Genomic DNA, 14,548 nt, shown 5'->3' on the forward strand with positions numbered 1-14,548 from the left:
GGTTTATTTGTCACGCACCTACGGAGCGTGACGGACTGAAAGTCACATAACAAAAGGCTGGGTAAATCCCAGCCTCCACCATTAAACAGAAAATGAATCTGCAAAAACATGTTTATTTTTTATAAAGTAATCTACTCCTGAATATACTGTTGCAACTAAACACACATATAGCAAAATCGTTCCAATTGAAAACGGCAATCCTTTTACTGGAAAATCATCAATCAATAAAAAGATAATTGCTAACATTTGTGTTGCTGTTTTAACTTTTCCAGGCCATGCTGCTGCAAGTACTTCTCCATCATTGACTAATAATAAACGAAGCCCTGTTACAGCTAGTTCTCTACATACAATCACTGCTACAATCCACATTGGAATGACACCATCTCCTACTAATGTAATAAAAGCCGTCATCACTAATAATTTATCTGCTAAAGGATCCGCAAATTTTCCAAAGTTTGTAATTAAGTGATATTTTCTAGCTAAATAACCATCTAAAAAATCTGTAATACTAGCAATGGTGAAAATAATCATTGCTAATATCCAACTAACACTTAAGTTTGATTGAAGAACATTCACCGTACCTAAAGCATCTTTTGGAAAACACATCATTAGCAAAAACACTGGAATCATGACTATGCGAGCAATGGTTAATCGATTGGCAATATTCATGCAATTCCCTCTATTCTACTGTAATATAAATGGCAGTAGCACTAACTCCATCAGGAATTTGAATTTCTTGTCCAGCTAAAGTAATTGTACCAACTGGTGTATAACCAAAGTTTAAAACAATTGAATTAGTTCCTTCCGGAATTGCTCCTACTAATTGTTGCCCTGTAGTTGGAGCTCCATCTGCTACTACTTTTTGATTTGCAGTAATTCTTGCCCATAATTGTGTTCTTGCACGGTTTGTTACTACTAAATTTGCAGGAAATTCAGCTAATTTTGCTGTGTAATATAATGAATTTCCATTTGCGTATGAATAACGAATCGTTGTTTCTTTTGATTCTTTTGTAGTAGTTGTTGATTGTATTGTTTCCGCTACTGTTGTTTCTTCCGTTTTTTCAGCTGTTGTTGTGTTTTGAACTGTTACAGTTGTAGCAACTGCTGCTGGCTTCGGTGTTGAACGTTTATTCAATAATGACTGTGCAATCGCAAATACAATCGCTACTGCTAACATTCCTAATAAAATTGTAGGTAAATAATTTTTAAATTGTCCCCAAGCTTTTGTAACAGAAGTTTGCGCTTCACGATTATTTGATAAACGACTTGAGATAAATTTTTTATCTGCTAATACAGATTCTTCCTCTGGAATTCCCCCAGGATTTTTCGGAGTTTCTAATGCAAATTCTTCTAATAATCGAACACCATCTACTCCAACTGTTTCTGCTACTTGCTTAATAAATGCACGAGTATAAAAGTCTCCAGGCATTAAATCGAAATCATTTTCTTCGATTGCAATTAAATATTTTTTTTGAATTTTTGTAATTTGTTGCAAGTCATCTAAAGTATATCCTTTTTGTTGACGAGCACGTTTTAAGATTTCTCCAATTGTTTGTTCCATTTAATCACCAACTTTTCATATTGTCATAAAAAGTATACCATAGATTGCATATGAAACAAACTCATTCACTGTGTTTTTTCGTTAACTTTCTTCTCATTAACTACAAGATAAACTTTTTCAGAGCGTGTTGAACCATTTTTTAAATTTGCCGTTAAATCAAAAGCCTTACTTTTTTCATCCCATTTAATTTCTACATTTCCAGTCGAAAAGTCTATTCTACTAGGAAAATTCATTTCATTATCTGTTACTTCTAAATGACTATCTAAATTTTGAGTTGTTAATTCTAACATTATTTTCAGACGATACGTATCACGGAGTAATCGAAATTGATTGGCATTTGCGACTCTAATTTGATAAAGTGCTACTGTCACTAAGCTAGAAATAAACAATAAGGATAAAAAAGGAACTACTAAGCTAGCTTTTATCTTTTGATACGATAGCCGATTTTTCATCATTAGTTTTCTCCTTTTTATGTTCTTCTTGAATAATCTCTTTTTCAAGGGAAATGACTCGATTTCCTGGAATAAAGTATATGTCAAATCTCTCTTTATTTCGAAGAGTCGCTTTAAATCGTACGCCGTCTTTTTCACCATGCATATGCAATTCTTCGTATCCTATTAATAATGGATGATAACCTTTTTTCTTTCCTTCTCCTTTACTAATCCATAAAGTATTTTTTGATTGATCCTGTTCTGATTTTGCTCTAATTAAATAAGATTCTTCCTTTGTAGGGCGTCCATCTTCAAATTTATGTTCGAATACAATAGGAGGTCTAGCATACCCTTGTAAATGAGTATCCATTTGAGTCACCATTAAATGCCACTCGATATAGTTGGGCACTTCTAATTTACTTTGCACTTTCATTAATACTTGATAAACACCACTTATCAGTAGAAAACTCACTGCAAATATCGCCAATGCCATTAACTGCTCAATCAGAAGAAATGCTGACTTTTTCTGTAGAACCCATTCCTTCAATTTGAATCACCTCCTCTTGATTACAATGAATTGAAATAGAAGTCGGTGCTGTTTTTGAAGTAGTTTTTTTATAATGGAATTGTTCTTTAGTTTTTGGAGATTTTTCATCTTTCTTTTTAGAATTAAGATCTTTTTCCTTATTTTTTTCAGTATAAGGAACTGGTAGCCTACTCTCATGTAATTTCATTAATTGATTTGAATATTCGTTCAATGTACATGCTTCATTTTTCTCTCTTTTTAAAGAATTCCCCAATATGAAAGATAGTAATAATACGGTTAAAGTCGCAATCATTAATGCAATTAAAGCTTCTACAAAGGCAAAAGCTTTATTTTTTTGAAACTTCAACATAATACCTACCTCCACCTAATTGAAATGTAAAATGGTATGAATATTTTTTTCCATTAAAAGTTACTTGGGAAACCTTATTAAATGTTGTTAAATTCCCTGTTTCTCCTTTAAATTGAATTAAAGGAATATTGGTTGTCGAAATACTTTTTGGTATTTCTCTATCTGCATTTAATGATTCATTGCCTGGACAGCTTAAGCGATAATAATTTTCCCTTGGATAGTTTATTTCTATTGTTGAATTTTTTCCCGTTGCCTGAGCACTCGCCTGCACCAATTTCAAATCATTTTCAAACTGCTTAATAAATACTTTTTCTTGATACGTTTCTCCAAAATCCACTATAGCAGGAGGAACTAACCATAATAATATAATTAGAATACTAAATGAAACGAGTAGCTCTACGAGAGTAAATGCATGAGATTTCATAGAAGTTCCTCCTAAGCTTTAATTATTGTGGAGATGTTTGAGTTTTTCCCTTCGCCTTATTATAGGAATCTAATTGTTCTTGAGTAATATAGCCATCATTCTTTAATGTTGAAACATCTGGTTTTTCTTTTACATTTTTATCTAATTGATATAATTCTTGTTGATTTTCAATGACTTTCACAATCGCAGCATCAGATTTCTCCTGAGCTTTTTGTCTTTGATTTGCAATATTTGGAATAATGAGTAGCATCATCAATCCAATAATAAATAAACAAATGAGTAATTCAATTAATGTAAAACCTTTTTTCTTTTTTAGTAATTTTTTCATCTTAATTTCCTCCTATCATTGTTAATGTTGGTAACATTAAAATAATGTACATTGACATAATCATGAGCCCAATTCCAATAAATAGAACCGGCTGAACAAGCATAATTTTCTTTTCCAGTGTTCCTTTAAAATCTTCAAATGAATTTTTAGAAAATTGTCGTAATTTGATATCTAATTGATGCGTTAATTCTCCTTGAACAATTAATAAAATAAGTGGTTGTTGAAATAAATTCAATTGGTGAATTGCACTTGAAAACGAAGTTCCTTTTTGCATCTCCTCTTCAATAAACTCAGCAATAGCTTTTGTTAAAAGACTCGTACCTGCTTGTTTCATCTGTTCAATCATTTGCAACAAAGACTGCCCATTCCCTAAAAAATAGGCAAATTCTCTCGCATATAAAAATGTGTAATATTGGCATACTAAACTTCCTACAATTGGTAGTCGAGTTAAAAATCGCAGGCGCTTTAAAATCGTTTTATTTTTCCAAAATAAATATACTATGCCAACTGCAGTGCCTATGAATAGACTGATTCCTAAAACAATCCAAGGTAAGTGCACAAAGCCATTCCATATCAAATAAAGCATTATATGGTCTTTGATGCTCTCTACTTGAACCATCGATTGCAGTTGCCCTAAGAGTAAATAGCGAATCGCAGCAACCATGCAAACTAAAAACACAATTAGAATGCACGGATAAATTAATACTTGGCGTAATTTTTTTAGTTGAATATCTTTTTGTGTTAAATATTGTCCAATAGTTCGACAAGAAAGTGCAAAAGAACCTGTCGACATAGATAAATAAATTTGAGAACAAATAGAATCGGAATATCCTACTAAATGTAAGACTTCATCAAATCTTTCTCCCATCAATAAATGTTCCATCATAATACGAATTACGGCTTCTTGTTTTGGAAGCAATAATTTGGCAAATTCCAATGTTTCTTGCAAAGTAAATCCTTCATCTAATAATTCACCAACTTGACTTAAAAATAATGCTTGCGTTTTGTTAGACCATTTCTTAATAGATTTGGTAGGCTTCGAAGCTTTGTTTTGAAATATATCCAAGTGCATAAGCTTTCCTCAACTTTCTATTAAAAGGATGTTCGAAGGGATTCAACATCTCTTCTTCTTGAATTAAATGTTGCAATGAAGTTCCATATGCAATATCAAATAACGTTGCCTTTTTCTTTGAAAGAGGAATATGATTACAGTGGAAGCAGCAATGACTCTGACATAGAGAACAATATCTTGGCACTAACCGTTGCGCCACTACTGCAACTAATGTTTGCCTTAGTAAATCTTTTGTAACTCCTAATTCCTCTAACCTTGAAATGACTCCTTTACAATCTTTTGCATGAACCGTCGCCAACATTAAATGCCCTGTTAATGCACCCCGAATAACCATTTTAGCTGTCATTTCATCACGAATTTCTCCGATTAACATCATATCTGGATGGTGTCTTAATGAACTTTTGATGAGTAATTCATACGTAATTCCTGCTTTTTCATTAATTTCTGTTTGTAAAAACAAAGGTTCACTCATTTCGACTGGCTCTTCCATTGTGATTACTTGCAAATTGGTATCATTAACACGGTTTCTTAACAAGTGATACATCGTAGTAGTTTTTCCGGAGCTGACAGGTCCTGAAAATAATATTAGCCCACTCTTGAAATGCAACATTCTTTGAAGAAGCTCAATATCTTTTGGAAAATAGGTGGATACTTCTCCAGATTTTTTCTCCTCCATCGATAAATGTAATAAACGAATCACAACGGACGTTTGCATTTTAAAGTTTGTGATCACTGATAACCTTAATTCAATACTTGTTCCATTTGTCAATTCATATTTCATTGCACCACTTTGCGGTCTACGTTTTTCCCCTACATCCATCCCAGACCGATACTTTACAAAGGTAGTCCACCGATTGGCAGTATCCGTATCTATCGTCTTCAATAAAGATAATTGCTCGCCATCTCTCAAATAAAAACGATATTCCTCTCCAAAAGGTAATAAATGGATGTCATCAATGCGGAATTGGAGTGCTGCCAATAAAATTTCATTCGTTAGCTCCTCCATTTTTCTCCCTCCTTTATACAAAATTGACTAGTCACTTATATATACGAAAAAAAATCGAGAAAATATTTTTTTTCTCGATTTTTTTTAATATTTTTTTATTTTTTTAAAAATCCTAATAAGGCTCCAAAAATTCCACCTAAACTATCTAATATCATATCTTGAATTAGCGGTGTTCTTCCAGGTGTCATTCCTTGATGAAACTCATCCGTTATTGCATATAATACAGTAATAAAAATCGCAATCATTAAACTCCATCCTGGATTTTTCAGATGTACTTTTAATCCTCTCGTCCAATGATACCCAATGAAGTAATACACTAAGAAATGTGCTCCCTTCCGAATGAAAAATTCAAGAAATTGAGCATATCCTAAACTTGGAATACTAATCACTTTTCCTGCATAAGTAAAATGAATTTTTGATAACATCTCTGAAAATGGTTGAAATGGTAAGACTGTCTGTATATTTGAAACAAGTGATTGATCATGATAAGGCATTGATGAACTATAAAATATAAGTCCCATTAATACAATTGCAATAATAATCGATACTGTTCCTCTAGTGGTTCTTGTCATAGAATCCCTCCTATTTACTAGAATAAATTCATTATTGGCTACCTAAAACAAATTGTCAAGCGATTTTAAAAAAACAAAAACTCTTACTATAACATTCGTTACAATAAGAGTTTTACTTTACAATTAAGCTTGAACTGGTAATTCTTCTCCAATCGCTGCTAAGCGTTCCATTACTTCTGCAGGAGTTAATCCTTTAGCAGCAACATAACGATTTCTTGGGTGAACACGGCATTCATGACTGCATCCCCCGATATATTTTGCTTCATTTTCTTCTGAAGTTAAAATTTGACGGTTACATTCTGGATTTGCACAGTTTACATAACGTTCACAAGGAGTACCATCGAACCAATCTTTTCCAATTACAACAGGATTTACATGGTTGATATCTACCGCAATACGTTCATCGAAAACATACATTTTTCCATCCCATAATTCACCTTGTACTTCTGGGTCCTTACCATAAGTCGCAATACCACCATGTAATTGACCTACATCTTTATATCCTTCACGAACCATCCATCCTGAGAATTTCTCACAACGCACGCCACCTGTACAATAAACTACAACACGTTTGTCCATGAATTTTTCTTTATTATCACGAACCCATTGTGGTAATTCACGGAAGTTACGAATGTCTGGACGAATCGCTCCACGGAAATGACCTAAATCATATTCATAATCATTTCTTGTATCTAAAACAACTGTGTTTTCATCTAATAAAGCTTCTTTAAATTCTTTAGGAGATAAGTAAGCTCCAGTTGTTTCTAAAGGATTGATATCATTATCGAAATCATTATCTTCTAATCCTAAATGAACAATTTCTTTTTTATAACGAACGAACATTTTTTTGAAAGCTTGTTCTTCTTCTTCATCAATTTTGAACCATAAATCTTCCATTCCTGGTAATGAATGAACATAGTCCATATATTTTTGAGTTGTTTCATAGTCTCCTGAAACAGTCCCATTAATTCCTTCATCAGCGACTAAAATACGTCCTTTTAGTCCGATTGATTTACAAAATTCCAAATGATCTGCAGCAAATTGTGCTCCATTCTCGATTGGTACATATTTATAGTACAATAGTACTCGAATATCTTTTGACATAAACTACCTCCAAAGTAATTTCTTATTGAGTACTCATTATATCATCTGCACAAACTAATAGCAAAGGAACTGCTTCAGATATAGCGTTAAATAGTTTTTTCACAAAGTTTATTTCTAATTAAAAAAACTTTTAGGCTCTTCAACTGGACTTTCATGCTTTCCAATCCATTTTTCCATCCAAACAATATGATACCAACGATTAAATTTATACCCGCAACGTTTAAACTCCCCAACTAATCGATAACCCATATATTCATGATATTGAACACTATTATTTGTTAAATATTCATCTTCCACTTCAGGCGTCGCAATACAAGCATAGACATTTTGATACCCCAATTCTTGCAATTTCGCTTCCATCAATTGATATAATTTTTTTCCATATCCTTTTTTCTGTTGATCTTGCTTTAAATAAATACTAATTTCAGCAGACCACGAGAATGCTCTTCGACTCGCAAAAGGTCCAGAATATGCATACCCCAGAACTTCCCCTTCTTCTTCGACTACATAATAGGGATATTTCTCAAGAGTCGTTTGAATTCTTCTTTCAAATTCTTCCACAGTTGGAACATCATATTCAAACGTAATCGCAGTTTTTTCTACATAATATCGATAAATTTCTACTAATGCCGATGCATCTTCAATCGTTGCTACTCTAATTGTCATTCAAAATTCCTTTCCTCTTATCCATTTCATTTTATCGTAGTATACCACAGCTTCATTCTTGACAAAAAATTTTTTCTCTCTTAGGCTATACTTATAGAACTCGAAAGGATGAATCTTATGAAATATTTTTTAACAAGTAGTGCAAGCATTCCTGAATCTTATAAAGTGAATACTGCGAATGGTTTTGTCGATAATTTGAAAACTGCTCTTGGTAAAACAACTATTAAAACCTTATACATATCTTCTGACCCAGATGCATATGAATTAACAGATGACTTTTCTTCTTATACAAAATTAGGATTTGAAGAAGTTGGACTTCATTTTGATCCATTTATTATTTTTGATCACCGTCAAACAGTAGATGTTCAAGAGTATTTAAACGAAGTAGATTTAGTTATTTTATCCGGTGGTCATGTCCCTACACAAAATCAGTTTTTCCAAGAAATTCAACTAGCTGAAAAAATTCAAACCTTTGAAGGGATCGTTATTGGCATTAGTGCTGGAACAATGAATGCAGCAGAAACGGTTTACGCTCATCCAGAATTAGAAGGTGAAAGTATAAATCCAGATTACCAAAGATTTCTAATAGGCTTAGGACTAACAACGAAGCAAGTGATTCCGCACTATAATTTTTTAAAACACGAATATTTAGATGGAAAACATGTCATTAAAGAAATTGCTACGGAAGATAGCATGAATCAAGAATTTTATATTTTCCCAGATGGAACTTATATTTATGGACATGATGGAATAGAAGAATTATACGGAGAAGCTTATCTCTTAAAAGATAAAATTTTCAAAAAAATGAATACAAATGATCAGATTATTTCACTTTAAACAATCATTACCTTATTAAGACGACTTCGGTCGTCTTTTTTGATAATAAAAAAACCCCATCGAAGAACGATGGAGTGAGACTTGTTGAATCTTTTGATTAACGACGTAAACCTAAACGGTTGATTAACTCACGGTAACGTTGGATATCTTTGTTACGTAAGTAAGCTAATAAGTTACGACGGTGACCAACTTTTTTCAATAAACCACGGTTTGAGTGGTAGTCTTTTTTGTGTACACGAATATGATCGTTTAAGTGATTGATTTCGTAAGTAAGTACAGCAATTTGTACTTCTGGTGAACCAGTATCTCCTTCTTTAATCGCGTACTCTTTGATGATTGCGTTTTTTTGTTCTTTAGAAATAGCCATTTCTAAACACCTCTTTCTTATAATATTCCTTCTACTAAGTAAAACGTTGGTGAATCGTAAAACTCGGTACAAGGTATGTGTTTAAACACACTAATAGATTAACGTAACTCTATCAAAAAATCAAGTAATTTGATAGATTTATTATTGAACTTCTTTATGTGATTTTCTATCGAAGTAAACATGATTTAGAAGCATTGCTTGCCCACCCATTAATTCTTCAATGGAACCAATTGCATATCCTTCTTGTTGTAAGAAATCAAGTAATCTCGGTAAAGCTTCAACCGTCTCCGCATGAATATCATGCATTAAAATAATCGAACCATTATAAGTTCCTTCTCTAACTTCTTGAAGAATACTGTTCACATTATGACTCTTCCAATCTAAAGTATCCACAGACCAATTTAAAATAGCAATTCCAGCTTGTTCTGCAACCATACGGTCAAAACCACCATATGGAGGTCTTAAAGTTGTTGGACGAATTCCGCCACTAGCATCTCCAATTAACTTTTGAGTGTCAGCTACTTGTTTATGGACTCCTTCAGGAGTTAACGTAGTTAACAATGGGTGACTGTAAGAATGATTTCCTACCTCATGTCCTTCATCAATAATTTGTTTAATAATCTCTTCATTACCCGGAACATGTTTTCCCATAATATAGAATGTTGCATGAACTCCATATCGTTTTAAAATATCTAAAACCTTCGGAGTTAACTCACTACTTGGACCATCATCAAAACTAATTGCCACACGTTTTTCATTTAAACGCTCTTCCAATTGATTTTTCCAATTTTGATAAGCTTCTTGTTGGCTTTCAGGAATACGATCACTCTTCAAAATCGCAAATAGCTCTTGAAACGCAAATGAAATTTGACGTAACGTTTCTCCATTTCTAGTTTGAATAGGTTCTTTCAAATTGAATCTAAATCCATTTTGAATGATAGAGGCATCTAAATTCTTCCAATTTTCATACGCAAATTCTTTTAACAACTGTTCAGTTTGTTCCTCTGATAACGATTGTTCCTTAGCAACTTTCATTGCTTTTTTTACAAAATGATTCGTAACTTCTAAATCGTTAACAAATAACTCTCCAATAACAGCTGTCCCAGATTTTTCTTTTCCTTCTAATTGATGATCTAATTCATCATAAGCTACTTGTTCCAATCCTTTTTTCGTTTCCTGATAAACAGATTGATAATAGTAGACATCTTGAACTCCCGTTAAAACATGAGATTGATAAACTTTCAAATATACCCAAGTACGAATAGATTCATCTTTGTATTCTTCTTTTGCTTTTTCTAATAAAGTATCTAATTCCTTTTGAATAGGTTCAACGATTTTTTGGTCAACAGTAGGATATGACACCGTAAATACTGTATTCCCAATAGTTTGAGATTGAACTTCTACAGCTTCATTATATTGTTTAGCGTCTTCCTCTTCTACTTTCTTCATGATTTCTTGATTTCTTCTAATTAAGTGATTTTTTGCTAAAGTGCTAACTACAAACCACTCCCCTAATACTAATACTAAAATCATGATAGCTAACGCAATCATTTGAGGTGGTTCAAATCGTTTTATTCCCTTCAAATTTTTCTTCATAGTAACCTCGTCCTAATCTTCACTTTTTATAATTTTTTTTGACATTTTGGACAAACTCCAAAAACTTCCATTCGATGTCCTAGAACTTTATACCCTGTTAAACTTTCTGCAACTGATTCTACGTCTTCTAATAATGGGTAAAATAAATCCTCCACAATACCACATTCTTGACAAACAACATGATAGTGCTTCCCTATATTAAAATCATATCTACTAGCATCATCTCCATACGTTAATTCTAGTAAATATCCCTCATCCGTTAATTTATTTAAATTATTATAAACGGTTGCCATACTAATATTTGGATCCTTAGCTACAATGGCAGCATAAATATCTTCTGCAGTAGGATGATGTGCCTCTGCTAAATAATCTAAAATGGCTATTCTTTGAGTGGTCATTCTAACGCCATCTTCTCTTAGCCTCTCTTTTAATTGTTTCAATTCTTTTTCGTGCATAGAATCCCTTCTCTAATCTTTAATATTCGGATAATTTCTTCTATGATAACATCGTTCTGTAACATTGTAACATATTTGTAACATTAATACTAGCCTTAAACATTACTTAAAACTCCAATTACCATAGTCCATTTTATTATACTAACAACTTATCAAACAAGCAAATTAATAAAGAAAAATGGACAAGAATCTTAACCATTTTATTTAGATTCTTTTGTCCATTTTCATTTAATTGATATATAACTCTATTTTTTAATTTCTTATTTCAACAAACGATTATATCCCATCGCTTCTCTCAGTGGTGCGGAATCAATCCCTAATGCCTCAACGATAATATAAGAAAATTCAAATGCTGCTGCGGGACCTGAACCCGTAATCACTCGATCATCTTGATGTACAAAATCACCTGTATAAGTACCATCAGCAATTTGTTTTTCAAATCCAGGATAACAAGTGTAATGACGATTCTTTAACGCTCCAGAATTTTCAATGGCAATCGGTGCAGCACAATTAGCTGCAATCAATTTACCGGCATCATAATGAAGTTTGACGAATTCTTGCACTTCTTGATGATCTTTTAACAACTTTGCTCCTGGCATACCACCGGGTAAAATAACAATATCATATAATTCATTTTTCACAGCTACTAATTCTTTATCTGTAGAAATAGTTAAATCATGGGAACCCGTTGCCTCATTTCCTAATACTCCAATGATATCTACTTCTACTCCTGCACGACGTAAAATATCCATTGGAACTATGGCCTCAATTTCTTCAAAACCTGTTGTTAATACAATTGCTGCTCTTTTCATTGGAATTCCTCCTTGCTATTCTTCCATTTTATTTTACCGATTTTTATACTTATTTTCAACCGTGATAGCGTTTCAGTTATAAATTGACATTTCAACTTTTTATCAGTATATTGAATTCATTAAATGAAAATATAATTCCTAGGAGGAAGAAAATGACTTGGAAAATTATTACAGATTCTGGTTGTGATATTAAACACTTAGAATCTCTACCTGAGCATTGTACTTACATTAATGTTCCTTTAACGATTCATGTAGGTGAGGAAGAATTTATTGATAATGAAGCATTAGAAATTGATCAAATGATGGTAAAAATGTATGCCTATGAAGGAAAAACTTCTTCATCTTGTCCAAGCCCTGAGAGCTATTTACAATCATTTGAAGGTGCCGACAATATTATTGTCGTAACGATTACTGGTACTTTATCTGGAAGCCACAATAGTGCACAATTAGCGAAAAAAATGTACTTAGAAGAACACCCTGAAGCAAACATTGAAATTATCGACAGCTTATCTGCTAGTGGAGAAATGGTATTACTCACACAAGCCATTGCAAACTTCATCAAAGAAGATCCTTCTTTTGAAGTAGTTGTTGAAAAAGCTCGTAATTATCATTCAAAAACTAAACTATTATTTGCTCTAGCAAGTGTAGATAATTTAGTGAAAAACGGTCGTCTTAGCAAATTAGTTGGACGTGTTGTTGGATTATTAAATATTCGCATGGTTGGACAAGCTAGTACAGAAGGAACATTAGAATTACTCCATAAATCACGTGGACAAAAGCGTGCTGTTACTGCCATTTGGGATGAAATGAAGAAAAATAATTACCAAGGTGGACGTGTGGCCATTAGTCATTGCGACAACCCTGAAATTTGCGCCTTGATTACAACAGCAATTCATGCTGAATTCCCTAATGCAGATGTTCAAGCTTATCCTACTAGTGGATTATGTAGTTACTATGCTGAACAAGGCGGTATTTTAATGGGATATGAAACTCATTAATAAAACTCTATCATAAAAAATAAACGACTCCTATCGAACGATAAGAGTCGTTTTTATTATACTAATTCACTTTTCAAATAAGCATCTACTAAAGCTTCAGTTGCTTGAATTGATTTAATATGAGTTCTTTCATAGGAATGACTTGATTCGATTCCTGCTCCTAGTAAAGCATGTTTGACATCTGCTCCTGCACGCATGGCAGCTGAAGCATCACTTCCATAAAATGGATAAATATCTAAGCGATAGTCAATTTCTTTTTCTTTTGCTAATGCTACTAAATGTTGTCGTAGCATATAATTATAAGGACCAGAACCATCTTTTATTTATGGCTACTTTACTAATAATCTTCATCAATCACTCCTCGATTAACTTTACAACATTATTATATTCTTAACTAATGAAAAGTAATTCGTAGTCCGTCCATTCTTTCACACTTCCTAAAGATACATAAATTTTTACCATGTTCTGAAATTATAAATTCTTCTTAAAATGAATAATTCTATTTGCCTCCTGAAATCCAATATTGAGATGAAATATTATAGAATCCGTATTCGTTAAAGTACAGTCACTTGCAAACTCCTTACATCCTTTATTTTTCGCCCATTCCTCACATTTTGTACAGAGATTTTTAGCAATATTCTTTAAACGATATTCCTCGTCGACAATAATCCCTTCTAAGAATCCAACAGGACTATATTTACAACCTTCAACATAATCAAATCTGAGTGAACATAGTGCTAGACCTACAATTGTGTCACCTTCAACTTCAGTAAAGATTGCAGTATTTTTGCCATTCGTATATTTTTTTACTTCATCAATAGCTTCTTTATCAGACAATCGGGGCCATAATTGTTTCATTAGTTTAGCCGTTTTTATATAATCATTTGTTATTCCATCCATATTGATGTTCCTCCTCAAATTACAAGCAAATGTTTCGAATCATGCTGTTACTTTGTTGCTCATTGATTGATACCAATACCATCCCCTTCTACTTTTCGACTGTCTCAGCTTGGAAGAGCAGAGCCACACACTCAGCGGTTCGAACTTACCGTATCATCTCGTCGGTGTTTCTCCTTATTCTACGAGTCCTATCCCATTGGCGGAGCATCTACTTCTACTTCGCTAATGCCTCAGCTCGTACAAGCAGTGATACCACCTCAACATGAAACAAGTGAACACTACGTATGCCAAGTAGTCTTGTCTGTAAGTAGAAACAGGTCTATAAGCTTTTTATCAATGGCATAAGGTTATCGTACATAAGAGTCGTTTTTATTATACTAATTCACTTTTTAAATAAGCATCTACTAAAGCTTCGGTTGCCTAAATTGATTTTATATGTGTTCTTTCATAGGAATGACTTGATTCAATTCTCCTTTGTTCTATTTAAATTTTGTGTGATACATTCACAGCAACATTCATCAAT

At 32.9% G+C, this 14,548-nt stretch carries 19 protein-coding genes and 1 pseudogene; 2 read left to right on the plus strand and 18 right to left on the minus strand.

Annotated elements, in window-relative coordinates; translation table 11 throughout:
* Positions 1-81: 81 nt before the first annotated feature.
* The 12 genes from pgsA to RWL86_RS07470 all read right to left on the minus strand — a co-directional run bounded on the left by pgsA (position 82) and on the right by RWL86_RS07470 (position 8,060).
* Positions 82-669, minus strand: coding sequence for a CDP-diacylglycerol--glycerol-3-phosphate 3-phosphatidyltransferase (gene pgsA / locus RWL86_RS07415; protein WP_314078446.1), 588 nt, complete (start codon positions 667-669; stop codon positions 82-84).
* Positions 670-679: 10 nt separating this feature from the next.
* Positions 680-1,561 carry a helix-turn-helix domain-containing protein gene (locus RWL86_RS07420; RefSeq protein ID WP_314078448.1) on the minus strand — a complete coding sequence of 294 codons (882 nt, stop codon included), beginning with the start codon at positions 1,559-1,561 and terminating at the stop codon, positions 680-682.
* 65 nt (positions 1,562-1,626) lie between these two features.
* Complete coding sequence (locus RWL86_RS07425; protein WP_314078449.1) at positions 1,627-2,016, minus strand: hypothetical protein; 390 nt, start codon at positions 2,014-2,016, stop codon at positions 1,627-1,629.
* The gene (locus RWL86_RS07430) at positions 1,976-2,539 is read right to left on the minus strand and encodes a hypothetical protein (RefSeq protein ID WP_314078451.1); all 564 of its coding nucleotides are present in this window, start codon (positions 2,537-2,539) and stop codon (positions 1,976-1,978) included. The genes RWL86_RS07425 and RWL86_RS07430 overlap by 41 nt, the downstream gene beginning before the upstream one ends.
* On the minus strand, positions 2,493-2,888 hold the full coding sequence (locus RWL86_RS07435; RefSeq protein WP_314078453.1) for a type II secretion system protein: 396 nt from the start codon (positions 2,886-2,888) through the stop codon (positions 2,493-2,495). Before RWL86_RS07435 ends, RWL86_RS07430 begins: the two co-directional genes overlap by 47 nt.
* On the minus strand, positions 2,866-3,312 hold the full coding sequence (comGD, locus tag RWL86_RS07440; protein ID WP_314078455.1) for a competence type IV pilus minor pilin ComGD: 447 nt from the start codon (positions 3,310-3,312) through the stop codon (positions 2,866-2,868). Before comGD ends, RWL86_RS07435 begins: the two co-directional genes overlap by 23 nt.
* A gap of 22 nt (positions 3,313-3,334) precedes the next feature.
* Positions 3,335-3,640 (minus strand): competence type IV pilus major pilin ComGC, encoded by a 306-nt coding sequence (gene comGC, locus RWL86_RS07445; RefSeq protein WP_314078457.1) that lies wholly within the window; start codon positions 3,638-3,640, stop codon positions 3,335-3,337.
* 1 nt (position 3,641) lies between these two features.
* Entirely contained in the window at positions 3,642-4,712 is a 1,071-nt protein-coding gene (gene comGB, locus RWL86_RS07450) for a competence type IV pilus assembly protein ComGB (RefSeq protein WP_314078458.1), read from the minus strand.
* Entirely contained in the window at positions 4,660-5,718 is a 1,059-nt protein-coding gene (gene comGA / locus RWL86_RS07455; RefSeq protein WP_314078460.1) for a competence type IV pilus ATPase ComGA, read from the minus strand. Before comGA ends, comGB begins: the two co-directional genes overlap by 53 nt.
* 95 nt (positions 5,719-5,813) lie before the next feature.
* Positions 5,814-6,290, minus strand: a complete 477-nt coding sequence (locus RWL86_RS07460) for a VanZ family protein (protein WP_314078463.1) — start codon at positions 6,288-6,290, stop codon at positions 5,814-5,816.
* Positions 6,291-6,413: 123 nt separating this feature from the next.
* Positions 6,414-7,394 (minus strand): rhodanese-related sulfurtransferase, encoded by a 981-nt coding sequence (locus RWL86_RS07465; protein WP_314078466.1) that lies wholly within the window; start codon positions 7,392-7,394, stop codon positions 6,414-6,416.
* Positions 7,395-7,508: 114 nt separating this feature from the next.
* Positions 7,509-8,060, minus strand: a complete 552-nt coding sequence (locus RWL86_RS07470) for a GNAT family N-acetyltransferase (protein ID WP_314078467.1) — start codon at positions 8,058-8,060, stop codon at positions 7,509-7,511.
* A 117-nt stretch (positions 8,061-8,177) separates the two neighbouring features.
* On the opposite strand from RWL86_RS07470, the gene RWL86_RS07475 reads away from it, so the two are divergent.
* Complete coding sequence (locus tag RWL86_RS07475) at positions 8,178-8,897, plus strand: Type 1 glutamine amidotransferase-like domain-containing protein (RefSeq protein ID WP_314078470.1); 720 nt, start codon at positions 8,178-8,180, stop codon at positions 8,895-8,897.
* A 97-nt stretch (positions 8,898-8,994) separates the two neighbouring features.
* Here the strand turns inward: RWL86_RS07475 and rpsO are convergent, their stop codons facing one another.
* The 4 genes from rpsO to RWL86_RS07495 all read right to left on the minus strand — a co-directional run bounded on the left by rpsO (position 8,995) and on the right by RWL86_RS07495 (position 12,127).
* Positions 8,995-9,264 carry a 30S ribosomal protein S15 gene (rpsO, locus tag RWL86_RS07480; protein ID WP_006702365.1) on the minus strand — a complete coding sequence of 90 codons (270 nt, stop codon included), beginning with the start codon at positions 9,262-9,264 and terminating at the stop codon, positions 8,995-8,997.
* Positions 9,265-9,405: 141 nt separating this feature from the next.
* Entirely contained in the window at positions 9,406-10,860 is a 1,455-nt protein-coding gene (locus tag RWL86_RS07485; protein WP_314078472.1) for a polysaccharide deacetylase family protein, read from the minus strand.
* 26 nt (positions 10,861-10,886) lie between these two features.
* Entirely contained in the window at positions 10,887-11,315 is a 429-nt protein-coding gene (locus RWL86_RS07490; protein ID WP_314078474.1) for a Fur family transcriptional regulator, read from the minus strand.
* A gap of 260 nt (positions 11,316-11,575) precedes the next feature.
* Positions 11,576-12,127: a DJ-1 family glyoxalase III gene (locus tag RWL86_RS07495; protein ID WP_314078477.1), complete on the minus strand. Its 552-nt coding sequence runs from the start codon at positions 12,125-12,127 to the stop codon at positions 11,576-11,578.
* A 152-nt stretch (positions 12,128-12,279) separates the two neighbouring features.
* Between RWL86_RS07495 and RWL86_RS07500 the strand changes: the two genes are divergently transcribed.
* Positions 12,280-13,125 (plus strand): DegV family protein, encoded by an 846-nt coding sequence (locus RWL86_RS07500; protein WP_314078479.1) that lies wholly within the window; start codon positions 12,280-12,282, stop codon positions 13,123-13,125.
* A gap of 56 nt (positions 13,126-13,181) precedes the next feature.
* Here RWL86_RS07500 and RWL86_RS07505 read toward each other — a convergent pair.
* A pseudogene (locus tag RWL86_RS07505) lies at positions 13,182-13,448 on the minus strand (peptidase M42); the annotation flags it as partial.
* 148 nt (positions 13,449-13,596) lie between these two features.
* On the minus strand, positions 13,597-14,025 hold the full coding sequence (gene aac(6') / locus RWL86_RS07510; protein ID WP_006702359.1) for an aminoglycoside 6'-N-acetyltransferase: 429 nt from the start codon (positions 14,023-14,025) through the stop codon (positions 13,597-13,599).
* Positions 14,026-14,548 lie beyond the last annotated feature (523 nt).

Source organism: uncultured Granulicatella sp., from assembly GCF_963515095.1.
Lineage (GTDB): Bacteria > Bacillota > Bacilli > Lactobacillales > Aerococcaceae > Granulicatella.